The 21,874-nt window shown below is 73.8% G+C and carries 15 protein-coding genes; 4 read left to right on the forward strand and 11 right to left on the reverse strand.

Annotated features, from left to right (window positions below; genetic code table 11):
* Nucleotides 1-242 precede the first annotated feature (242 nt).
* Nucleotides 243-1,205 (reverse strand): 2-hydroxyacid dehydrogenase, encoded by a 963-nt coding sequence (locus H7H31_RS08335; RefSeq protein ID WP_187063769.1) that lies wholly within the window; start codon nucleotides 1,203-1,205, stop codon nucleotides 243-245.
* Nucleotides 1,206-1,278: 73 nt separating this feature from the next.
* Between H7H31_RS08335 and H7H31_RS08340 the strand changes: the two genes are divergently transcribed.
* On the forward strand, nucleotides 1,279-2,298 hold the full coding sequence (locus H7H31_RS08340; RefSeq protein WP_187063770.1) for an aldo/keto reductase: 1,020 nt from the start codon (nucleotides 1,279-1,281) through the stop codon (nucleotides 2,296-2,298).
* Between the two features lie 214 nt (nucleotides 2,299-2,512).
* On the opposite strand, the gene H7H31_RS08345 is transcribed toward H7H31_RS08340, so the two are convergent.
* Nucleotides 2,513-3,022 (reverse strand): barstar family protein, encoded by a 510-nt coding sequence (locus tag H7H31_RS08345; protein ID WP_187060471.1) that lies wholly within the window; start codon nucleotides 3,020-3,022, stop codon nucleotides 2,513-2,515.
* A 322-nt stretch (nucleotides 3,023-3,344) separates the two neighbouring features.
* Here H7H31_RS08345 and H7H31_RS08350 point away from each other — a divergent pair, with 322 nt between their 5' ends.
* Nucleotides 3,345-4,532: a PQQ-dependent sugar dehydrogenase gene (locus H7H31_RS08350; RefSeq protein WP_187060472.1), complete on the forward strand. Its 1,188-nt coding sequence runs from the start codon at nucleotides 3,345-3,347 to the stop codon at nucleotides 4,530-4,532.
* A gap of 31 nt (nucleotides 4,533-4,563) precedes the next feature.
* On the opposite strand, the gene H7H31_RS08355 is transcribed toward H7H31_RS08350, so the two are convergent.
* The 5 genes from H7H31_RS08355 to H7H31_RS08375 all read right to left on the reverse strand — a co-directional run bounded on the left by H7H31_RS08355 (nucleotide 4,564) and on the right by H7H31_RS08375 (nucleotide 15,410).
* A complete protein-coding gene (locus tag H7H31_RS08355; RefSeq protein ID WP_187060473.1) occupies nucleotides 4,564-7,851 on the reverse strand; it encodes a helix-turn-helix transcriptional regulator in 3,288 nt (1,095 codons plus the stop codon).
* A 628-nt stretch (nucleotides 7,852-8,479) separates the two neighbouring features.
* Complete coding sequence (locus H7H31_RS08360; protein WP_187061190.1) at nucleotides 8,480-8,665, reverse strand: hypothetical protein; 186 nt, start codon at nucleotides 8,663-8,665, stop codon at nucleotides 8,480-8,482.
* A 428-nt stretch (nucleotides 8,666-9,093) separates the two neighbouring features.
* The gene (locus tag H7H31_RS08365) at nucleotides 9,094-10,158 is read right to left on the reverse strand and encodes an HD domain-containing protein (protein ID WP_232109740.1); all 1,065 of its coding nucleotides are present in this window, start codon (nucleotides 10,156-10,158) and stop codon (nucleotides 9,094-9,096) included.
* Between the two features lie 384 nt (nucleotides 10,159-10,542).
* Nucleotides 10,543-12,909 carry an MMPL family transporter gene (locus tag H7H31_RS08370; RefSeq protein ID WP_187061194.1) on the reverse strand — a complete coding sequence of 789 codons (2,367 nt, stop codon included), beginning with the start codon at nucleotides 12,907-12,909 and terminating at the stop codon, nucleotides 10,543-10,545.
* A 263-nt stretch (nucleotides 12,910-13,172) separates the two neighbouring features.
* Entirely contained in the window at nucleotides 13,173-15,410 is a 2,238-nt protein-coding gene (locus H7H31_RS08375; RefSeq protein ID WP_187061191.1) for a phosphocholine-specific phospholipase C, read from the reverse strand.
* A gap of 557 nt (nucleotides 15,411-15,967) precedes the next feature.
* Here H7H31_RS08375 and H7H31_RS08380 point away from each other — a divergent pair.
* Entirely contained in the window at nucleotides 15,968-16,678 is a 711-nt protein-coding gene (locus tag H7H31_RS08380; protein ID WP_187061192.1) for an SDR family NAD(P)-dependent oxidoreductase, read from the forward strand.
* Nucleotides 16,679-16,898: 220 nt separating this feature from the next.
* Here the strand turns inward: H7H31_RS08380 and H7H31_RS08385 are convergent, their stop codons facing one another.
* The gene (locus H7H31_RS08385; protein WP_187060755.1) at nucleotides 16,899-18,137 is read right to left on the reverse strand and encodes an MFS transporter; all 1,239 of its coding nucleotides are present in this window, start codon (nucleotides 18,135-18,137) and stop codon (nucleotides 16,899-16,901) included.
* Nucleotides 18,137-18,622, reverse strand: a complete 486-nt coding sequence (locus H7H31_RS08390) for a MerR family transcriptional regulator (protein ID WP_308284246.1) — start codon at nucleotides 18,620-18,622, stop codon at nucleotides 18,137-18,139. Before H7H31_RS08390 ends, H7H31_RS08385 begins: the two co-directional genes overlap by 1 nt.
* A 441-nt stretch (nucleotides 18,623-19,063) precedes the next feature.
* On the opposite strand from H7H31_RS08390, the gene H7H31_RS08395 reads away from it, so the two are divergent.
* The gene (locus H7H31_RS08395) at nucleotides 19,064-19,807 is read left to right on the forward strand and encodes a hypothetical protein (RefSeq protein WP_187060756.1); all 744 of its coding nucleotides are present in this window, start codon (nucleotides 19,064-19,066) and stop codon (nucleotides 19,805-19,807) included.
* 249 nt (nucleotides 19,808-20,056) lie between these two features.
* Here the strand turns inward: H7H31_RS08395 and gatB are convergent, their stop codons facing one another.
* Together gatB and H7H31_RS08405 are read right to left on the reverse strand one after the other, a co-directional pair.
* Entirely contained in the window at nucleotides 20,057-21,565 is a 1,509-nt protein-coding gene (gene gatB / locus H7H31_RS08400) for an Asp-tRNA(Asn)/Glu-tRNA(Gln) amidotransferase subunit GatB (protein ID WP_176164284.1), read from the reverse strand.
* A 15-nt stretch (nucleotides 21,566-21,580) separates the two neighbouring features.
* Complete coding sequence (locus H7H31_RS08405) at nucleotides 21,581-21,823, reverse strand: hypothetical protein (RefSeq protein WP_187060757.1); 243 nt, start codon at nucleotides 21,821-21,823, stop codon at nucleotides 21,581-21,583.
* Between the last annotated feature and the right edge of the window lie 51 nt (nucleotides 21,824-21,874).

Below are 21,874 nucleotides of genomic sequence, written 5' to 3' on the forward strand. Positions count from 1 at the left end.
CGCGTCGGGTTGTTCATCCATTGGCCGTACATCGCCCGTCGCCCCCCTCGGTTCCGGTCCGTCACGCACGCCGTGCGTTTCGTGGCGTGGGTCCCCGTTCCGGACGATACACCAGATTAGTCACTCAGGGACATAGGTCATCTACACAGCGTAACCAGGGAGGGGGTCGTCAACACTTTGAGCAATCACGTGATTTCGCAGTGTGCCGGAAGTGTGCATTCCGGGTACTGCTTGGCCGCGTTTCAGCCAGCCGTCACGACCACGTTGTGCAGGGGATCACCGGCTACGAACCGGTGCAGCTGATCCCGCAGATACCGCCGGGCACGCGGCAGAAAGGCAGATGACGGGCCGCCCACATGCGGAGTGATGAGGACTCCTGGAGCGTGCCACAACGCGTGGCCCGGCGGCAGTGGTTCCGGGTCGGTGACGTCGAGCGCCGCCCGCAGCCGGCCCGTCTCCAACTCGGCGAGCAGGGCCTTGGTGTCCACGATCGCGCCGCGGGCGACGTTCACCAGCAGCGCGCCGTCCTTCATCCGCCCTAGGAAACTGGTGCTGACCAGGGAACGAGTCGCCTCGGTGAGCGGCAGCGCCAAGATCACCACGTCCGCGTCGGGCAACAGCTCGGGCAGCGCCGCGAGTGGATGCACGGGGCCGCGCTCGGTCTCGCGGGCGGAGCGCGCGACGCGCGTCACCCGCGCACACTCGAAGGGCGTGAGCCGGTCTTCGATCGCCGAACCGATCGCGCCGTACCCGACAATCAGCACGGAACGGTCAGCGAGCGCTGGCCGGAATGCGGTGCTCCAGCGCTCGGCATCCTGGGCGCGTACGAACCCCGGGATGTCACGCAGCGCAGCCAGCGTGAGCGTCAGCGCGAGCTCGGCGGTGCTCGCGTCGTGGACACCGCGCGCGTTGCACAACTGAGCGCCGGGCGGCAACGAGGCCAGCCCTGACTCCATGTGGTCGACACCCGCCGTGAGCGTCTGCACGACCCGCACCCGGGACATCTGGGCGAGCGGCCGTACGGAGGGCTCCGCGCCCTTCATGTACGGGACGCAGTAGAAGACGCAGCGGGCCGGGTCCGTCGGGTACTCGTCCCCCGCGTCCCAGAAGGCGTACTCCAGGCCCTCCGGCAGGTCGTCGATGTCCTCGGCCGGGAGGGGCAGCCACACCACGGGGCGCGCCGTTTCACTGTCATATGCAGGCATGACAGGAGGCTATGCGAAAGGCACCGGCGCGCAGACGTTACGTTGGGGGCCGGCACGGGAGGGGTGCGGGCAGGTGGAGCGCAGGACAATCGGTGCGGGGGCGCTGTCGGTGGGCGCCATCGGGCTCGGGTGCATGCCCATGAACTGGGCGTACACCAGCTCGCAGCAGAGCGGCGAGAGCTCGTTGCGCACCGTGCACGCCGCGCTCGACCGCGGCGTCAGTCTGCTGGACACCGCCGACATGTACGGCCCCTTCACCAACGAGCTGCTCGTCGGACGGGTGCTCAAGGAGCGGCGCGCCGAAGCCTTCGTCGCGACCAAGTGCGGACTGCTCGTCGGGGAGCAACACGTCGTCGCCAACGGGCGCCCCGGTTACGTCAAGCGGGCCTGCGACGCCTCGCTGCGCCGGCTCCAGACGGACCGGATCGACCTCTACCAGCTCCACCGGGCCGACCCCGAGGTGCCCATCGAGGAGACCTGGGGCGCCATGGCGGAACTCGTCGCGGCCGGCAAGGTGCGGGCGCTGGGGCTGTGCGCCGTAGGAGCGCGCGGTCAACTGCGACGCGCCGGAGCACGCGCCGGGGCAACGGCCCCGGCGCGACTGCACGACGCGACCATCCACCAGCTCGAACGGGTCCAGCAGGTGTTCCCGGTGAGCTGCGTACAGGCCGAGCTGTCGGTGTGGTCGCCGGAGGCCCTGGACACGCTCGTGCCCTGGTGCGCCTCGCGCGGCGTCGGCGTGCTCGCCGCGATGCCGCTGGGCAACGGCTACCTCAGCGGCACGCTGACGCCCGGTCAGGGCTTCGAACCGGAGGACGTACGTGCCCGCCACCCGCGCTTCACGGGCGAGATGATGGCCGCCAACCAGCCGATCGTCGTCGGCCTGCGCCGAGTGGCGGAACGCCACGGAGCCACGGCGGCCCAGGTGGCGCTGGCGTGGCTGCTCACCCGGGGGCGGCACATCGTGCCGATCCCCGGCACCAAGAAGGAACGTTGGGCCACGGAGAACGCGGACGCGGAGCGGCTGCGCCTGACGGAGCAGGACCTGGCGGAGATCGCCGCGCTGCCGCCGGCGCGGGGGTCGTGGGACTGAGCGATCGTGGGACTGAACGTTTCGCCCGGACGGCGGGGGTGGGTCGGGCGCGCGGTGGTGGGCGGGTGCGTGGGGCGGCGTGTCCGGTTCGCTGGCATGGGATGACAGAACGCGGTTCCGCCGTCTGGCTGCTTCCCCTTGCCGGATGGCTTATTGGCTGCTTCACAGCGCACAAGACCGGCAAGCGTCCGCACTCCTGCTCCGTCCATGGCCCTTAGCCTCGCTTGGTGCCGAGCGTGCCTGGGCTCTGTTGTCGACGCTTCGCGAGCGCAGCGTTCCGTAAACGCGGCGTGGCGGGCTCGTCGCATACGAGGAGAGTGTGGAACCTCGCCCGAGTGCTGCCGTCGGGGCGCTGGACAGTGGACCACCGCTCTCCGGTCCGTAGCAGAATGTCCAGGAAATCCGGGAGCGACGCGGGATCTCCGTCCAGAATCTCCTGTGCCTCCTCGATGACCAGTACGAAGTGGTCCGCAGGAAGCCAGGCGAGATCGCTCAGGCAGTCGTTGAGCGCGGGGAGATTCCAACCGAAATAGTCTGGGAACCCGAAGTCGTCCCAGAACTGTCGCAGGAGCCCGTCCAGGTCCCTCATGTGTCGCCCGCTCATCCACGCGGTGAAGGTGGTGCCGGGAGAGGGAAGGAGGTCCCGACCAGGCACCTGGGAGTGGGAACTGGCGATGGAGAGCCAGGGTTCGGTACTGGTCGGCGGGTTGTGCTCTCTCAGCATTGAGGGAATCGCTCCTTGCCGGAAGTGTGGTGCCGCATTGATGCGTGCCTAGCGGCAGCGCCGTAGCACGCAGTGCTTTCGATAGCAGGCGACAGCCGCCCCGCGGCGACCACCACACCCCCGAAGCGGCCTCGCCCGCGAGCCGTCGTACGCACACTAGGCCAGGCAGCAGGGTGACCCTCCGGCATCCCGCCAGTCCGTGTGGCAGCGGCGATGAGCAGGGCACGGTGTATAAGGAACCAGGGTCGCGTCCCGATCTCACTCGCCGTCTGGGCCAGGGCCGCCCGGGCCAGTTGCTCGTGCTCAGTGGAAGGAAACCATCGTGCGACGTACCGGTGTTACCGCCGCATTCGCCGCGGCCACGCTGCTGTTCGTGTCCGGTTGCTCGGACGACGGCGGTGACGGCCCGCTCCTGGGGCGGACTCCGGGCACTCCGTCGTCGTCGGCCAAGAAGGGCGGTGACGGGCCGTCGGCGAGTCCCTCGCACTCCGCGCCGCCCAAGAAGGGCACCGCGAAGGTGGTGGCCACCGTGGCGCAGAAGTTGAGCGCGCCGTGGGGCGTCGTCGAGCTGCCCGACGGCGATCTGCTGGTGGCCCTGCGCGACGAGGGCAAGGTGGTGCGGATCGGGGGCGATGACGGCAAGCGGACCGAGCTCGGTTCGGTGCCCGGCGCCTCGCCCGGCGGGGAGGGCGGGCTCCTCGGGATCGCCGTGTCGCCCACCTTCGGCGCGGACCGCATGCTGTACGCGTACTTCACGACCGAGTCGGACAACCGTGTCGCGCGCATGATCTACGACGAGAGGCGCCCCGCGGGGCAGCAGTTGGGCGCGCCCGACACCATCCTCAAGGGCATCCCCAAGGGCACCATCCACAACGGCGGGCGGATCGCGTTCGGCCCGGACAAGATGCTGTACGTGGGCACGGGCGAGAGCGGGGACCGCGGACTGGCCCAGGACAAGGACTCGCTCGGCGGCAAGATCCTGCGGATGACGCCGGACGGGGAGCCGGCGGAGGACAACCCGTCCCCCGACTCGGTCGTCTACTCGTACGGTCACCGCAACGTGCAGGGGCTGGCCTGGGACAAGCAGAAGCGGCTGTGGGCCGCGGAGTTCGGCCAGGACACCTGGGACGAACTCAACCTGATCAAGCCGGACGGCAACTACGGCTGGCCCGAGGTCGAGGGCAGGGGCAAGGACGGCGAGGCCGCGGAGCGGGGTTTCGTGGACCCGGTGGAGCAGTGGAAGACCAGCGAGGCGTCGCCCAGCGGCATCGCCATCGTGGACGGCTCCGTGTGGATGGCGGCGCTCGGCGGCGAGCGCCTGTGGCGCGTTCCGCTGGACGGCACCCGGCCGGTGGCGGAGCCGCAGGAGTTCTTCGTCGGGAAGTACGGGCGGCTGCGCACCGTTCAGGCGTCGGACGACGGCACCCTGTTGTTGACCACGAGCAACACGGACGGGCGGGGCGACCCGAAGGGTCAGGACGACCGCGTCCTCCGGTTGAAGGTGAGCTGACGCGCCCCGCCGGCCTCGGCGCGGGAGGTGGCTACGCCGTTTCCACCGGGGTCACCAGGCGCAGCCGGTGGGCCATGGCCGCCGCCTCGCCGCGGCCCGAGACCTCCAGCTTGGACAGGATGTTGGAGACGTGGACGCTGGCCGTCTTCGGGGAGATGAACAACTCCTCGGCTATCTGCCGGTTGCTCCGGCCGACGGCCACCAGACGGAGCACGTCGCGCTCGCGCCGGGTCAGCCGGAAGGCGTCGGCCGGGTCGTCGGCGTGGGCGCCGGTGGCCGGGCCAGCGTCGGTGCGCGCGGCTGGTTCGGCGGCGCCGTGCGCGAGGTGGGCCCCGTTGGTCGGCTCGGGTCCCGGGTGGCCCGCGGTGACCGCCCGCCGGTTACCGGCGTCGGCCGGCGCGCCGACGGAGCGGGGGCGCCCGGCGCCGGTGGACGGCAGCGGGAGTCGGGCGCGCGCCGCCAGGAGGGTGATCGCCTCGCGCAACGGCTGGGCGGCCAGTCGGTCCGCCGTGTCGTACGCCCGCGCCAGCAGGGACGCGGCGTGCTCGCGCGCGGGGCCGACGACGGCCGGTTCGGCGGCGCGATCGGCGCCGGGGGTGGTGACGGCGGGGGTCATCGAGGCCGAGGGCGGCGGCACCGCTGTCGCGGGGGGCGGGGCGGTCGCCGGTGGCGCGTCGCCGGCGGCGAGGCGGGCCGCGGCCCAGCGGTAGCGGACCTGGGCCAGTTCGTACGGGCGGTCCAGCGGGGCCAGGGCGGCGGCGACCTCGCTCCAGTGCGCGGGCGTGTCGCGGCCCTCGGCGCGCAGTAGTTCGGCCGCCACCATCAGGCCGTACGCCCGCCAGATCGGTACGGGCTGGGCGAGTCGCTTCGCGGCCGTGCGGACGCGCTCCAGCGCCTCGGCCCGGCCCGCCTCGGCGACGGGCAGGCCGCGCGCCTCGGCCTCCGCGGTGGCGGCGGCGAGCAACAACTGCCAGGCGTAGCGCTGGGTGCCGACCGGAATGCCGAAGTCCAGTGCCTCGGCCAGGAGGGCGCGAGCCCGGAGGATGTCGCCGTGGAGCGCGGCCAGCGTCAGGGCGTGCCGGGCGAGCGTGATGGTGTACTGCGGCTGCGGGTCGTGGGTGCCGTAGAACTCGCGGGAGGCGAGGTGCTGCTCCTGGGCCGCGGCCCACTCGCCGCGCAGCAGCGCGAGCTGTGCGCGCCGGCTCGCGGCCGCGCCGCGCGGCTTGCTGCCCTGGCCGAACCGCTCCGTCTTCCGCGTGGCCTCCAGCGCCTCGTCCCAACGGCCCAGCGAGATCAGCGACTCGGCCATGTTCCCGTACGTCCAGCCCTTGGTGTCCACGAGCCCGAAGCGCTGCGCCGTCCGTACGCCCTCGCGCGCGACCTCGACCGCCTCGGCCGACCGGCCGAGGCCCTCCAGGGCCGACGCAAGGTTGACGTGGCAGCGGGCTATCACGCTGATGTACCCGCCGTCGACGGCGCGGGCCGCGGCGTCGGCCATCTCGGCCAGGCCGCCGTCCACGTCACCGGAGTCGATCATGAGGTTGCCGCGCGTCACCCGCGCGTGCAGTTCCAACTCGTCCGCGCCGACGAGGCGGGCCAACTCCACGGCGCGCTCCGCGGCGGTGTAGCTGTCCGGCCCCGGCTCGTGCACCGCCAGCCAGCCGGCCGCCGCGGCGAGCACGTCCGCGTGCACCACCGACGGCGGCAGGCCGCGCACCAGTTCCTGGGCCCGGCTCAGCTCGGCCCAGCCGTCGCCCCGCGCCAGCCCTTCCATGATCTTGGAGCGCTGGGTCCAGAACCAGGCGGCCCGCAGCGGGTCCCGCGCCTCGTCCACCGTGCGCAGCGCGCGCTTGGTGATGGCCAGCGCCCGCTCGCGCTGCCCGGACAGGTGGGCGGCCACGACCACCTCCGCGAGCAGGTCCAGGTGGCGCAGCGCGCCGTCCTCCCGCACGGCGCAGGCCGGGTAGGCACCCGCCTTGTCCATCGGCCGCTGCGCCGTCCTGACCTCGGACGGCACGTCCTCCCACAGCTCCATGGCCCGCTCCAGGAGGCCCAGTTGCTCGGCGTAGGCATGCCGGCGGCGGGCCTTGACGGAGGCGGCGAGCACGGCGGGCAGCGCCTTGGCCGGGTCGTGCGCGTAGTACCAGTAGCTGGCCAGCCGCGCCTCGTACTCGTCCTCCCGTACGAGTCCGGGGTCGGCCTCCAGGGCCGTCGCGTACTGCCGGTTGAGCCGGGCGCGCTCGCTCGGCAGCAGGTCGTCGGTGACGGCCTCGCGGACGAGGGCGTGCCGGAAGCGGTAGCCGTTGTCGTCGTCTGTCGGGAGCAGGATGTTGGAGCCGACGGCGGTGCGCAGCGCCTCGATCAGCTCGTCCTCGCCGAGCCTGGCGACGGCCGCGAGCAGCGCGTGCTCCACGCGTGAGCCGCCCTCCGCCACGATCCTCACCACCCGCTCGGCGTCGTCGGGCAGCGCCTCGACCCGCACCAGCAGCAGGTCGCGCAGCGACTCGCTGAGCCCGCACTGGGCTCCGTCGGTGATGCTGTGGGCGATCTCCTCGACGAAGAAGGCGTTGCCGTCGGTTCGCTCGAAGACCCGGTCCACCAACTGCCGGTCGGGCTCGGTGCCGTAGATGCCCGCTATCTGCGCGTGCACCTCGGCGCGGTTGAAGCGCGCCAGCTCGATGCGGCGCACGGTGCGCATGCGGTCGATCTCGGCGATGAAGGGGCGCAGCGGGTGGCGGCGGTGGATGTCGTCGGAACGGTAGGTGGCGAGGATGACCAGTCGCGCGCGCTGCACGGAGCGGAAGAGGTAACCGAGCAGCTCGCGGGTGGAGCGGTCCGCCCAGTGCAGGTCCTCGATGACGAGTACCAGCGTGCGCTCGGTGGCGAGCCGCTCGAGGAGGCGCGCCGTCAGCTCGAACAGCCGGGCCCGGCCGTCCTCGTCCCGCGACTCCGGCGCGGTCTCCCCCAGTTCGGGCAGCAGCCGGGCCAGCTCGCCCTCCTGGCCCGCGGCGGCGCGGTCCAGCTCCTCCCCCAACTGCCGGCGCAGCGCGCGCAGCACGGTGGAGATCGGCGCGAACGGCAGGCCGTCGACGCCTATCTCCACACACCCGCCCAGCGCCGTGAGGGCGCCGGCCGCGCGGGCCGCGTTCAGGAACTCCTCGGCCAGCCGCGTCTTGCCCACGCCGGCCTCGCCGCCGAGCAGCAACGCCTGGGGCTGCCGCACGGCGGCGCGGCCGAGCGCGTCGGAGAGCGCGCCCAGCTCCTCGGTGCGGCCGACGAAGACCGGGCTGACGGACGTGGTAGTCACAGTGCCGAGCATCGCACAGACGTCCGACAACGCAGCGGGAAATCCGTCGCGGACGTGCGACGCGCCATCGGCTCCGCCGAACGCGACGGCGCCGGCCCGGAGCGCCGTGCCGGCTTCCGTCGTACGGGGCGGCACGGCGCGCAGCGCGGCCCCGGGGACGGTACGGGGCCCGGGGCGAGGCCCAGGACGGGGCGAGGGACCGCCCTGGCCGGGGGGCGCGGGAACGGGCTCGGGGGTGGACATGGCCAGAACTCCGATGACGGTGCGGGGCGATCGGGGCGCGGGGCGCCGTCCTCGCGGCGTGGGGCGCGGGTGGTTACGGGGCGGGGGTGCGGGCCCTCGCACGGGACACGGAGCGCTGGGCGGTACCCCTCGTACGGAGCACGGAGCACGGAGCACGGAGCACGGAGCACGGGGCACGCAGCACGGGGCACGGAGCACGGAGCGGCGAGTCCCCCACGGGGCCTGGGGCGCTGGGCGGTATCGCTCACGCGGGGCACGGACCCTCGCACGGGGCGCGCCTCGTACGGAGGACGAGGCGCGGAGCACGGGGCGGGGAAAGGGGGTGCCCCGTACGGAGCCGTGGGGTGAGGTGGCTCCGTACGGGGCGACGGGGCGAGCGTCGGGTCAGTGAGCCCCGTCAGGCGGTGGCGCGGCGCGGTGGGACCGCGCGGCGGCCTCTGGGCGGACTCACCCGCCCCTCCGCTTCGTCGCTGGCAGAACGGCGGGCGACAAAGCGGCCGGTGGCCTCGCGGACACGGCGGTCGCTGCTGGCCTCGCGGACCAGGTCGCGCTGGCGGAGCTGGTGCAGTTCGTAGTGGAACATCGGGCTCTCCTGGTGGGTGGTGGTCCGGCAGGGGCGGCGGGGGCCTCGTGAGCCCCGCTCCGGCCTGCCTTCGTTGTGCCTCCAGCTTCGCGACTCAGAGGGGTCGGCCACATCGGGCGAGTGCCTGATTTCCGCGTGCCCCGGGGCCTTAGGACTCCCGGCCCCACGGGGCTGACGGGGCCGGGGCGCGCGGTGAGGTGCCTTAGCGGGGCGACTTAGGGAGGTGGGCGCGGCTTAGCCGGGGCACGGGGCCGGGCCACGGGGCACGGAGCGGTGAGCCTGCCTGGGGGCACGGGGCACGGGGCACGGAGCACGGAGCGCCGTGCGTGAGGCGGAGGCGGGACACGGTGCGGCGCTCCGGTGGCGTGCTGGGCGCCTGTGGGGGCGTGGGGCGAGCGGTCGCGGGCCGTCGACAGGCCGGCGCTCGCTCAGCTCCACCAGACGCGGAACGTGGTGGGCAGCGCGCCCAGGGCGGCCAACTCCGCGGCCAGTTCGGGTGCCGCCGCCTCGATGCGCTGGCCGGCCACCAGCGGCGCGGAGCGGTAGACCTCGCGGAGCGAGAAGTCCCAGCCGCGTTGCTCGTCGGGGGCGTGCCCGGCCCTGACCTCCAGCCGGTGCGGCTCGTACCGGACCAGGGCGCTCTCCGCCCGCGTGCTGGCGCACGCGTCGAGCGCCGACCAGAGTTGCGGGTCGGTGAGGCGGGCCAGTTCGTCGGGGGTGAGGGGGGTGGCGTCGAGCAGTCGCCGGGCCAGGCGGCGGACCACCGACGTCGGGCCCACGTTGTCCCAGGAGGTGTGCAGCCGCGCCTCCGCGGTGATCAGGTCGACGAGGGTGGCGGCGGTCTCGCGGTCGGTGGAGACCACGGAGTCGCGGAGGTCGATCCGGCACAGCATCACGGCGGGGTCGGTCTTGAGCCGCCCGGCGGCCCGACCGCTGCGCACGTACGAGTCGAGATGGTCGAGGTGCAGCAGACCGATGCGGTTGCCGAGCGGTGACGGCGGTTCTCCGGCGAGCGCGGCGGCGACCGCGGCGGCGCACACCCCGTGGCTCGCCAGCACGCGGCGGACCGGGTCGGCCCGCAGCAACCGCAAGCCGATCGCGTGATGATCGAGCCCTTCGATGCCCTCGAAGGTGTGACTCAGCGGCAGGTGTCCGATGTCGTGCACGAGCGCGGCAACCCGGAGCGGCGCGTCATCCGGGCGGAAGTGCGCGACCAGCGCGAGGACTCCGAGGCTGTGTTCCAGCCGGGTGTACGACTGGAGGGTGCTGAGCGTCGAGGCTCCGCCGTGGGCGACGAAGTGCAGGCGCCGTAGCGGCGCGGTGCGCAGCAGGGCCACTTCCACGGGGCGCAGGCGGACCGGTATCCGCCACAGCGGGTCGGTGAACGTCGGTGACAGGCCCACGACGTTGGTCGGAGTGGGCCGCGCTGCGGTGTCCTTGGGGGCCCGGGCCTGGTGGCCCGGGGGCGCGCTGTCGTCCATGGGGCTCTGCACGGGGCAACCCTAGGGTGGCCGGCGACCGTCGTTCGACGCCCCGCGCCCCGTCGTACGCTCCGCCGCCCGCCCGCGTGCCCCGCACACCGACCGCACCCACCGCACCCGTCTCACCAGTCACGCGGTGCGGGCGGCGGGTTGCTGGGCCACGCCCCGTGCCCGGCGTTCCGTGCCCCGTGCCCCGTGCCCTCAGGCAGGATCACCGCTCCGTGCTCCGTGCTCCGTGCGTACGGCGCGGGCGCCTCGGCCCACACGAACACTCGGCCCATCCGAACACTCGACCCGCACGAACCCGTCGGCCCGTACCGACGCCCCCCGAACGCCGCCCGGCCCCACGAACACCACCCGGCGCCTCCGCACGCCGTACCCCGGCGCCATCCCGTACTACGGCACGCCCGCGTGCTCAGGGGCCTCCGCGCGCTGCGCCAACTCCGCCACACGCCTCGGCGCTGTCTCCGCGCGCTCCGGTGGCTCGATGCTGAGCCGGGGCAGCCAGCGGTCGAGCCAGCCGGGGAGCCACCAGTTGGCGCCGCCCAGCAGGTGCATCAGGGCCGGGACCAGGAGCGTACGGAGCACGAAGGCGTCCAGGGCGACGGCGACGGCCAGGCCGATGCCGAACATGGCGATGATGCGGTCACCGCTGAGGACGAAGGCGGCGAAGACGGCGATCATGATCACGGCGGCCGAGTTGATGACCCGACTGGTTTCGGCCAGTCCGACGCGCACGGCGCGGCGGTTGTCGCCGGTTTCTCGCCACTCCTCGTACATCCGGCTGACCAGGAACACCTGGTAGTCCATCGACAAGCCGAACAGCACGGAGATCATGATCACGGGTAGGAAGGGTTCGATCGGTCCCGCCCGGCCCAGGCCCAGGAACTCGCTGCCCCAGCCCCACTGGAAGACGGCGACGATGACGCCGAAGGAGGAGGCGACGGCGGCGATGTTCATGATCGCCGCCTTGACGGGTATGCCGACGCTGCGGAAGGCCAGCAGCAGGAGCAGGCACCCGAGGCCGACCACGACGCCTACGAACAGCGGCAGCTTGCCGACGATGACCTCGGCGAAGTCGTCGTAGCTCGCGGTGAGGCCGCCGACGTGGACCTCCAGCGAGGTGCCGCGTTCGGCGGCCGGGATCACCTCGGTGCGGAGTCGGTCGACCAGTTCGCTGGTCCGCTCGGACTGCGGGGCGGTCTCCGGGATGACGGTGATCACGCTGGTGTCGCCGCTGCTGGGGGCGGTCGCGTCGGCGGACGCGGGGCCCTGGACGGAGGCGACGCCCTCGGTGTCCCGAAGGGCGTCCTCCAGGCGGCTCAGGGCGACCCGGTCGGCCGCCCCGTCGAGGTGGGCGACCAGCGTCAGGGGCCCGTTGACGCCGGGTCCGAAGCCGCTTCCGGCCGCCGCGTCCCCGGCGGCCCCGTTCGAGCCGCCGCCGGTCGCGCCAGCGCCGCCGCCGTCCGCGTCGGGGCTGCCCGCGCCGGGGCTGCCCGCGCCGCCGTCGTTCGCGCCGTCGCCGGCGAGGAGGTCGTACGCCTGGCGCGTGGTCGATCCGATCGGGTTGTTGCCCTGGTCGGAGGTGCCCAGGTGGAGCGAGAGGGTCGGCAGGGCCAGGACGAGCATGACGGCCGCGGCGAGGCCGCCGAGCAGCCGGGGGTGGCGCTCGACCAACCCGGACCAGCGGGCGGCGAGCCCCGTGGGCGCCTCGGCCGGGCGTGCGCCGGCGGCGAGCCGGCGCCGTTCGCGGCGGCTGAGGGCCCGCAGCCCGATGGTTCCGAGCAGCGCGGGCAGCAGCGTGACGGAGGCGGCGACGGTCAGTACGACGGTGAGCGAGGCGGCGACGGCCACGCCGTTCAGGAAGCTCAGGCGCAGGATGAGCATGCCGAGCAGGGCGACGCAGACGGTGCCGCCGGCGAAGACCACGGCGCGCCCGGTGGTGGCCACGGCGCGCTCGGCGGCCTCGGGCACCGACAGCCCGGCCCTGAGCCCCTGACGGTGCCGGGTGACGATGAACAGCGCGTAGTCGATGCCCACGCCGAGGCCGATGAGCATGCCGAGCATCGGCGCGAAGTCGGCGACGGTCATGATGTGGCCGAGCAGGGTGATGCCCAGCGTGGCGGTGCCCACGGCCACCACGGCCGTGATGATCGGCAGCAGGCTGGCGGCGAGCGAGCCGAACGCGACGAAGAGCACGACCGCGGCGACGGCGATGCCGATCACCTCACTGAGGTGCGTGTCGGGCTTCTCGGTGAGCGCGATGGCGCTGCCCCCGGCCTCGACCTGGAGCCCGTCACCCGCGGCGGCGCGCGCGGCGTCCACCACGGCGCGCGGCTGGCTCGCCGGCAGGTCGTCGGCGGGCCGCTCGAAGGTCACGGTCGCGTACGCGGTATGTCCGTCGGGACTGATCTGGCGCGCCCCGTCGGGCGCCGCGTAGGGGCTGCCGACGGCGGCCACCCCGGGCAGGTCGGCGATCCGGTCGAGGACGCCGGTCATCCGGGCCTCGACGGTGGCGGAGCGGACCGGTTCGCGGCCCGGGTCGGTGTGCCAGACGACGCGGTCGCCGTCGCCCGCCTGGTCCGGAAACGCCTTGGCCGCCAGCGCGGCGGCCCGCGCCGACTCGGTGCCCGGCACGTCGTAGTCGTTGGAGTACGTGGAACCCGCCACGGCGGCGGCCGAGGCGGTGCCCGCGAGGACGGCCAGCCACAGCACGATGACGACGAGGCGGCGCTTGAGGCACCACCGGGCGAGTGCGGCCATGGCGTGCTGGGTCGCTTCCGGATTGTGCACCGCCCACCGCCGGTGGGTGCCGGGGCTGGGCAGCGTGCGCGGGGAACAGGTGGGCACGGGGCCCGCCGCCTGCCGACGAAGGAGCGGCGGGTCCCGCGCAGCACTCTGACAGCCCGCGGAGATCCTTTGACCGCTTTGTGGGTTACCCCACAACTGGGCCATGGTGACCGTTAACCGCGGCCTTGAAGGGATCTCTGGCGATTTCGCCGTGGCGCCTGAGGCGCGACCCGGCCTCAGCCCGTCACGGACTCCGCCCCGTTCTCGATGTGCCCCATCAGACGGCGGCGGAAGGTCTCGTCCTCCGCGACGGTGAGCGCCAGGTCGTACCAGCCGTGCGCGCCACGCGTCGGGAACGGCAGGGTGCGCGTGCGGCCCGGGGCGAGGGTGACGGTGCGCGGCGCGGCGTCGGAGTAGGCCAGCGGCTTGAGGGTGAAGGTCAGCGGGGCGTCCCCGGCGTTCTCCAGGGACAGGTGCAGTTCGCGCCGGCGCTCGTCGATCCGGGTGCGGACCGCGACCCGGGCCGCCGCGCCACGGGCGGTGCCGGCGAACTCGCGGCGGAAGCCGCCCGGCCCGGTGAGGGTGAAGCGGTACGCGCCGTTCTTGACCGGCACGTTCCACGCCTCGCCCCGCTCGTGCCGGCCCCGTCCCCGACCGTGCCCGGCGGCCAGCGCCTCGTGCTCCGCGGCCCCGTGCTCCGTGTACGCGGCGGCTGCCCTGTCCACCCCGTGCTGGTGGCGTCCGGCGCCGGGCACGTCGCGGTGCTGGGGCGTGGCGTACTCGTCGGCGTACGGGTACAGCGCCAGGTGCGCGCTGGCGCGGCCGGTGTTGCGCAGCGCGAGCCGGAAGACGGCCGCGTCCGCGTCCAGGCGACCGTCCGCGTCCGGCCCGTACGGCAGCGGGCGGGCCGGCCGGGTGCCCGGCTCCTGCTTGGGCAGCCGCTGGTCGGTCGGCGGCTTGGGCCGCCAGCGCCCGTCGAAGGGCGGGATCGCGCCCGGCTGCTCCACCTCGGGCAGCTGGCGGCGGCGCGAGAAGTCGAACGCGGACGTGAGGTCGCCGCAGACGGTGCGGCGCCATGCGCTGATATTCGGCTCGCGAACGCCGAGCCAGCGCTCCATGAAGCGGACGATGGAGGTGTGGTCGAACACCTCCGAGCAGGCGTAGCCGCCCACCGTCCACGGCGAGATCACCAGCATCGGCACCCGGATACCGAGGCCGGTCGGCTTGCCCTGCCAGAACTCGGTGTCCGTGCCCGACGGCGGCACCGGCGGCGGCACGTGGTCGTAGAAGCCGTCGTTCTCGTCGTAGGTGAGGAAGAGCGCGGTGTGCCGCCACACGTCGGGGTTGTTGCCGAGCGCGTCGAGCACCTTGTAGACGAGGGTGGCGCTGGCGACCGGGGAGGAGGCTCCCGGGTGCTCGGAGTCGGCGGCGGAAGGCACGATGTAGGACACCTTCGGCAGGGTCCCGGCGGCGACGTCGGCGGCGAACGCGGTGGCCGTCGTGCCCGGCTCGCCGCGCCGCAGCGCCCGCTCGAACAGGCTGCGCTCGCTCGCGCTCAGGGCGCGCACGCCCGCGTCGAGGAGGTCCGTGAGCTGCTTGCGGCCGGCCGCGTCGGCGGCGGCGAGCCTGTCGTAGAAGGCGGTCATGTTCCGCACGCCCTCGACCCTGGCCAGCGCCTTCCGCGCGACGGCCTTGAAGCTCGCGTAGAACTCCAGGTTGTTGTCGGTGAAGTTGTCCCACTCCTGGTAGACCTGCCAGGAGTGGCCGGCCTTCTCCAGCCGCTCGGCGTAGGTGGGCCAGGCGTAACCGGGGTGCTTGTCCTCGGAGTACGCGTCGTTGCCCACCGCGCGCGTCCCGCCGGGCTCGAAGCCCGTCCAGCCGCTCACGAGGTGGTTGCGGTTGGGGCTGGTCGAGGAGTGGATGGAGGAGTGGTACGCGTCGCAGACGGTGAACGTGTCGGCCAGTTCGTAGTGCAGCGGGATGTCGGACCGGTCGTAGTACGCCATCGTCGCGGCGGTCTTCGCGGTGACCCAGCCGTCCATCCAGCCGTCCCGCCACGCCTTCGCGCCGCCCTGCCAACTGTGGTCGAGGTCCCCGATGTACTGGAGCTCCTTCTGCTGCGCCGCGGCGGCGGCGCGGACGCCGAACGGCAGCACGGTGCCGACGCCGAGCGCGCCGGGCTGCTCGAAGACGCTCCCGCCGCGCGGAAGTTCGATGGCGTTGCGGTCACCGAAGCCCCGTACGCCGCGCAGCATGCCGAAGTAGTGGTCGAAGGATCGGTTCTCCTGCATCAGCACCACGACGTGCCGGATGTCGCGCAGCCCCCCGCCGTGGTGCCGCTCGTGGCCCCGCTCGGTCGCCTGGTGGGCCAGCGCCTGCTGGAGCGAGGGCGGCAGCAGCGAGCCCGCCGCGACGAGCCCCGCCCCGCCCGTCCCAAGTGCCAGTGCCCGCCTGCGAGATATCTCCGATGCCACGCTCTTCCTCCTGGTCGGCAGCTAATGGTCCGGTCGTACACCATTGGTTACGTGTGGTGGGGACCGTACTGCAGCCGCATGGCACACGATAGGTACCAAAGTGGCGCATTGGTGAACGAGGCCCGGCGCCGACCCCGCGCGGGCGTGCGACTGACGCCCCGTCGTCGTCCGGGCTCCGGCGGCAGCCGGCGCGGCCGGTACCGGTGGCGGGGGCCGGTGGGGCCACGACGGGGCCGCATCCGACGCGCCCCGGGGCACCGCGCCCCGGGCCCCGTACGTCGGGCCCCGTGCTCCGTGCTCCGTGCGTCAGGCCCCGCGCTCCGTGCGTCGTGCCCCGTGCCCCGTGCCCCGCACGTCGGGCCCCGTGCCCCGTGCCCGTGCCCCGTACGTCGGACCCGTGCTGAGGTCCCGTGCTCCGTACGTCGGGCTCCGTGCCCCGTGCCCAGCGCACCGTACGTCGTGCCCCGTGCCCGGTCCGGGATCGGCCGCTTGACCTTCACATCCATGGCAACCCCTAGCCTCAGGCCGTACGTGATCTTGAGGAAGGGAGTCGAGCCATGTCCGGAGCGGTCGTGATCGGGGCGGGGCCGGGGATCGGTCAGGCCGTCGCGCGGCGGTTCGCGCGGGCGGGGATGCCGGTCGCGCTCATCGCGCGGACCCGGCGGACGGTGGACGAGGGGGCGCGGGCGCTCGATGCCACCGGCGGCTCGCCCGAGACGGGCACGACAACGGCGGCGGGAGCGGAGCCCGGCGCGCGGGTGGCCGCGTTGACCGCGGACGTCACCGACGAGGCGGCGCTGCGGGCCGCGCTCGACGCTGCGGCCGGCCGGTTCGGACCGCCCGACGTCGTGGTCTACAACGCGGCGATCGTCCGCCCGGACCGTGTCGGCGAACTCAGCGCGCAGGGACACCTCGACGCCTGGGCGGTCAACGTGGTGGGCGCGCACACCGCCGCCGCGCACGTGGCACCGACGATGGCGCGGCGCGGCAGCGGCACGTTCCTCGTCACGAGCGGCATGCCACGGCCGGTACCGCGGTACGTCAGCCTCTCCCTCGGCAAGGCCGGCGTCCGCGCGCTGGTCTCGCTGCTGGACCAGGAGTACGGGCCGGCCGGCGTGCACGTGGCGGCGATCACCGTGGACGGCCCGGTCGCGCCGGGCACGGCCTTCGATCCGGACGCCATCGCCGAGCACTACTGGCGCCTGCACGCCCAGCCACGCGCGGAGTGGGAGCACGACGTCCTGTTCAGCGGGCGTACGGACGGCTGACGGGACGCCGCCGCCCCGGCGGAGCCCTAGCCGGAACGCGGCGGCGCCACGCCCCGGGTCGCGCCACGCCCCCGGCACCGTCCCGACGGGGCACGGGGCACGGGGCACGGGGCACGGGGCACGGGGCACGGGGCACGGGGCACGGGGCAGCCCGCGCCCGCCCCGTCCGGCGCCCGGCCGGGCGCCCCGTCGCCCCGTCAAGCGCCCCGCCACCGCCCCGTCAGTCGCCCCGTCGCCGCGGCAGCAGCGCGAGGCCGGCGAACTGCAACAGGCCGCCCGCGAGCGGTATCGCCGCCGCGGACCCGTGCGCCAGCAGCAGCCCGCCGAGCACGCCACCCAGCGACGCCCCGAGGAACAGGGCGCTGGTCTGCAACGCCAGCACCTCCATGCCGGCCCCTGGCGCCAGGGAGAGCAGCAGCATCTGGAGCGGTGGGGTGAGCGACCACGCGAAGAGGGCGACCAGCATCATGGCCGCGGCGAGCGCGGCGTACGGCATGTCGCCGACCCAGGCCAGGAAGGCGACGGCCACCAGCGCGGCGCCGTGGCCGAGTTCGGCGGCCACCACCGTCGGGCGCGGGCCCCACTGGTCGGCCCCGCGTCCGCCGAGCCAGGCGGCGACGGCGCCGGCGCACCCCATCAACGTGATGGTGAGGGCGACGTCGTCGTGGCCGATGCCGTGTCCAGCGGCGCGGAGCACCGGGAAGACGTAGGTCATCTGCATCATGCCGCCGGACGCGGCGATCACGATCATGAGCAGCACGCCGAGCACGGGACGCTGCCGCAGCGGGGCCAGCCGCCCGCGCAGCCCCGCTCCCCCCTCCGTCGCGGCCTCCGCCGCCGCGCCGCCCGGCCCCGTGTCGGCGCCCGTCGCGGACGCACGGGGCACGGCCAGCGCCCCGCACCACGCGAGCGCGCCGAGCCCCGCGACGAAGAGCATCGTCGCCCGCCAACCATGGCCGCCGCCGATCCAGGTGCCCAGTGGCACGCCTACCACCAGCGAGACGGTGAGGCCGCCGATGACCAGGCCGAGGTACCTGCCGCGCCGGTGGTCGGGGGCCATGGTCGCGGCCATGGCCAGGGCCGCGGGCGTGATGGCGGCGGCGGCCACGGCCGCGAGCACGCGCAGCGCCAGCAGCGCCCCGTACGAAGGCGCCAGGGAGGCCAGCAGGTTGAGCGCGACGAACGCGCCAAGCCCGCCGAGGAGCACGCCGCGCCGCGAGAACCGCGCGGTGAGCACGGCGACGACGGGCGTGCCGATGCCGTAGGTGAGGGCGAACGCGGTGACGAGCTGTCCGGCGTTCGCCTCGCTGACGCGCAGGTCGGCGGCGATGTCCGGGAGTACGCCGGCGATGACCATGTCGTCGGTGCCGGCCGCGAAGGTAGCCAGCGCCAGGGGGAGGACGCGACTGATCGGCGCGCCGGTGGACGACTGGCCGGCCCGCGCCGTGGTGTCGACCATCAGGGCCGCCCCTCGGACACCGGCACGGCCTGCCCGGCCTGCCCGGCCCGCACGGAGCGGACGGAGCGCACGGAGCCGGCGGTCAGCGCGGTCGGCCGGGGCGGCTCGGCGGCTGAGCGGACCTCGTCGATGTGGTGGGCCAGCCGGTTGCGCAGGCCGTGCAGGGCCGCGATGCGTTCGTCCAGGGCCGCGAGCCGGTCGGTGGCCGTACGCAACGCGTCGGCGCACCCGGCGCGCTCCCGCAGCGGCACGTCGAGGCAGCCCTGTTCCAGGGCCGGCCGGATGTCCTCGACGGTCAGTCCGGCGCTCAGCAACTCCCGGATGTTCGCGGCCCGTACGCCGTCCAGCGCGCCGTACTCGCGGTAGCCGTTGGCGGCCCGCTCGGGGGCGAGCAGGCCCTGTTGTTCGTAGTAGCGCAGCGCGCGGGGAGTGACTCCGGTCCGTTGGGCCAGTTCCCCGATGCGCATCTCCGTCTCCTTCACCATGCGTGGACGCTAAAAGGTTGTCGTTAGCGTCAGGGTCAACCCCGAGGGGCGCCCCGCCGCTTCCCCGCGTGGCGCCCGTCGCGGGACGCCCATGCCTCTTCCGTACCGGGTGGGAGAAATAACTCCCGCAATTGCACTGCCAGTTGCTCGATGAATAACGGGCGTCGCTTACGGTTCGCTTCTTTTCCGGGGGATATCACTCCCGGAGCGCGGGGGAACGTGAACGGCTCGCCGGCGTCCGCAATGAGGCATTCCCATGACCCAGCCCCCTCACCGGCCTCAGGTCCCGCCGCCGCACCGGCCGCCCCGAGCGGCTACGGCTACCCGCCGCCACCGCCGCCGGGCAGCGGGCCATCGGTGGCCGAGGGCGGCGGCGCGCCGCCGCCCTCTTCCGGTGGCGGCGCGCCCTTCGGACAGCCGGCGCGCCGCCGCCCTCTTCCGGTGGCGGCGCGCCCTTCGGACAGCCGGCGCCCGGCGGCCCTGCCACGGGGCAGGGGACGGGGCCGGGAGCGGTTCATCCCCACGGCGCGGCGACCGTCGCCGGCACGGCAACCGCACCCCGGCGGGCACCCTGGCGGTGGTCGCCGTGGTGGTCGTAGTGGCCTCGCGCTGGCCGGCGGCGCCTGGCTCGTCACCTCGGGCGACGACTCGTCCGGCGCTTCGGACAAGAAGGAACCGCCCGAGGCCCGCAATCTCCACGAGATTCCGACCCCGAAGGCGGGAAAAGACCCGATCAACGTGGAGGGCATGTGGACGACCGACCGTAATCTCATGAAGGCGGGCGTCGAGAGGGTCACCGGATATCCACTCGGCGACGGTTCGGCGCAGCGGGAAATCCCCCTCGGTGGCGAGATGTGCTGGACAACTCCGCATATCAGCGCCGACGGCCGCACCGCCAACCTGCGCGTCCTGGGCCTGGGCGAGAAGGGCGCGGTCCTCGCGTACCAGGAGACGACGTTGGGCGGCGCCGGCGGCGCCGTGCGGCGCGTCGATCCGCGCACCCACGCCAAGACACGGGTGCTACGCGCCGGCGCGGCCGGCCGGGACACCGAGGCGTCCGCCGAGGCCGGTGGGCAGGTGCGCTACGCGCGTGGACACCTGTGCCTGGGCCAGAAGCTGATCAGCGCGCCCGACGAACCGACGGAGAAGAACGGGCCGCTGGCGATCATGATCGGCACGACGTAACCCGAGCGAGCGGGCGACGGGGCAAGCGCCGGGGCGGGGCGGGCGCCGGCGCCCGGGGCCGGACGCGCGCGCCGCGCGCCCGCCCGGCCCCGCCCGGCGGCCCGCTCGCCGACTGCCCCGCCGGCCCGGCCCGACCGGCCGCGCGCCGGCCGGCCCGCACACGCGTCGGCGGCGGGCCCCCACCGGGGACCCGCCGCCGTCGTCACCTCGGGCCGCGCGACCCGAGGCCGCGCCGCTCGCGCCGGTGCGCTACTCGGTGACGCCGAGCCGCTCCAGGATCAGCTCGCGCACCCGGGCCGCGTCGGCCTGGCCGCGGGTGGCCTTCATGACCGCGCCGACCAGCGCGCCCGCGGCGGCCACCTTGCCGCCGCGGATCTTGTCCGCGATGGCCGGATTGCCGGCGATGGCCTCGTCCACGGCGGTGCCGAGCGCGCCCTCGTCCGAGACGACCTTCAGGCCGCGCTTGTCGACCACCGCGTCCGGGTCGCCCTCGCCCGCGAGGACGCCCTCGATGACCTGTCGGGCCAGCTTGTCGTTGAGCGCCCCCTCGGCGACCAGCGCCGCGACCCGCGCGACCTGGGCCGGGGTGATGGGCAGCGCGGTGGGGTCGATGCCCTCCTCGTTGGCGCGCCGGGCCAGCTCACCCATCCACCACTTGCGGGCCGACGCCGCGTCGGCGCCCGCCTCGATGGTGGCGGTGATCAGGTCGATGACGCCCGCGTTGAGGACCGACTGCATCTCGTGCTCGGAGATGCCCCACTCCTCGCGCAGCCGGTTGCGCCGCACCCGCGGCAGCTCCGGCAGCCCAGCCCGCAGCTCCTCGACCCACTCCCGGGACGGCGCCACCGGCACCAGGTCGGGCTCGGGGAAGTACCGGTAGTCCTCGGCCTCCTCCTTGATCCGGCCGGAGGTGGTGGAGCCGTCCTCCTCGTGGAAGTGCCGGGTCTCCTGGAGGATCGTGCCGCCCGCGCCGAGCACGGCCGCGTGCCGCTGGATCTCGAAGCGCGCGGCGCGCTCGACGGAGCGCAGCGAGTTGACGTTCTTCGTCTCCGAGCGCGTGCCGAACTTCTCGGCGCCCTTCGGGCGCAGCGAGAGGTTGACGTCGCAGCGCATCTGGCCCATCTCCATGCGGGCCTCGGAGACGCCGAGCGCCTTGATCAGCTCGCGCAGCTCGGCCACGTACGCCTTGGCGACCTCCGGGGCGCGCTCCCCCGCCCCGACGATCGGCTTGGTGACGATCTCGATGAGCGGGATGCCGGCGCGGTTGTAGTCCAGGAGGGAGTGCGAGGCACCGTGGATGCGACCGGTGGCGCCCCCCACGTGGGTGGACTTGCCGGTGTCCTCCTCCATGTGGGCGCGCTCGATCTCGACCCGGAAGACCTCCCCGTCCTCCAGTTGGACGTCCAGATAGCCGTTGAAGGCGATCGGCTCGTCGTACTGCGAGGTCTGGAAGTTCTTCGGCATGTCCGGATAGAAGTAGTTCTTCCGGGCGAAGCGGCACCACTCGGCGATCTCGCAGTGCAACGCGAGGCCGATCTTGACGGCGGACTCGACGCCGACGGCGTTGACCACCGGCAGCGAGCCGGGCATGCCGAGACAGGTGGGACAGGTCTGCGAGTTCGGCTCGGCGCCCAGGGCGGTCGAGCACCCGCAGAACATCTTGGTCTTGGTGCCGAGTTCCACGTGCACCTCAAGCCCCATGACGGGCTCGTAGGTGGCCAGCGCGTCCTCGTACGACACCAGTTCAGTGACGGTCACGGAAAACTAACCCTCTCAGCCCAGCAGAACGTCGTCGTCGCCGAGCCGCTTGAGCTCACGGAAGAGCAGAGCGACACCTGTGGCGATGGCCGCGGCGGACACCGCGGCGTCCAGGAGTTGCAACGTGTCGTTCTCGTAGCGGGCCTTCTTGCCCTGCTTGATGACGCTGACTACGCCAAACAGGGAGGTGCCGATGGAAAGGTAGAGGCCGGGCTTCGACTTCCTGAACCCCTTGGCCTTCTCAAGCTTGCCACTCACAGGCTGCTCCTCTTCGCTTCCTTACCCGCACCGTGCCGCGGGGCGGATGTC

Source organism: Streptomyces buecherae (assembly GCF_014295035.1).
GTDB lineage: Bacteria > Actinomycetota > Actinomycetes > Streptomycetales > Streptomycetaceae > Streptomyces > Streptomyces youssoufiensis.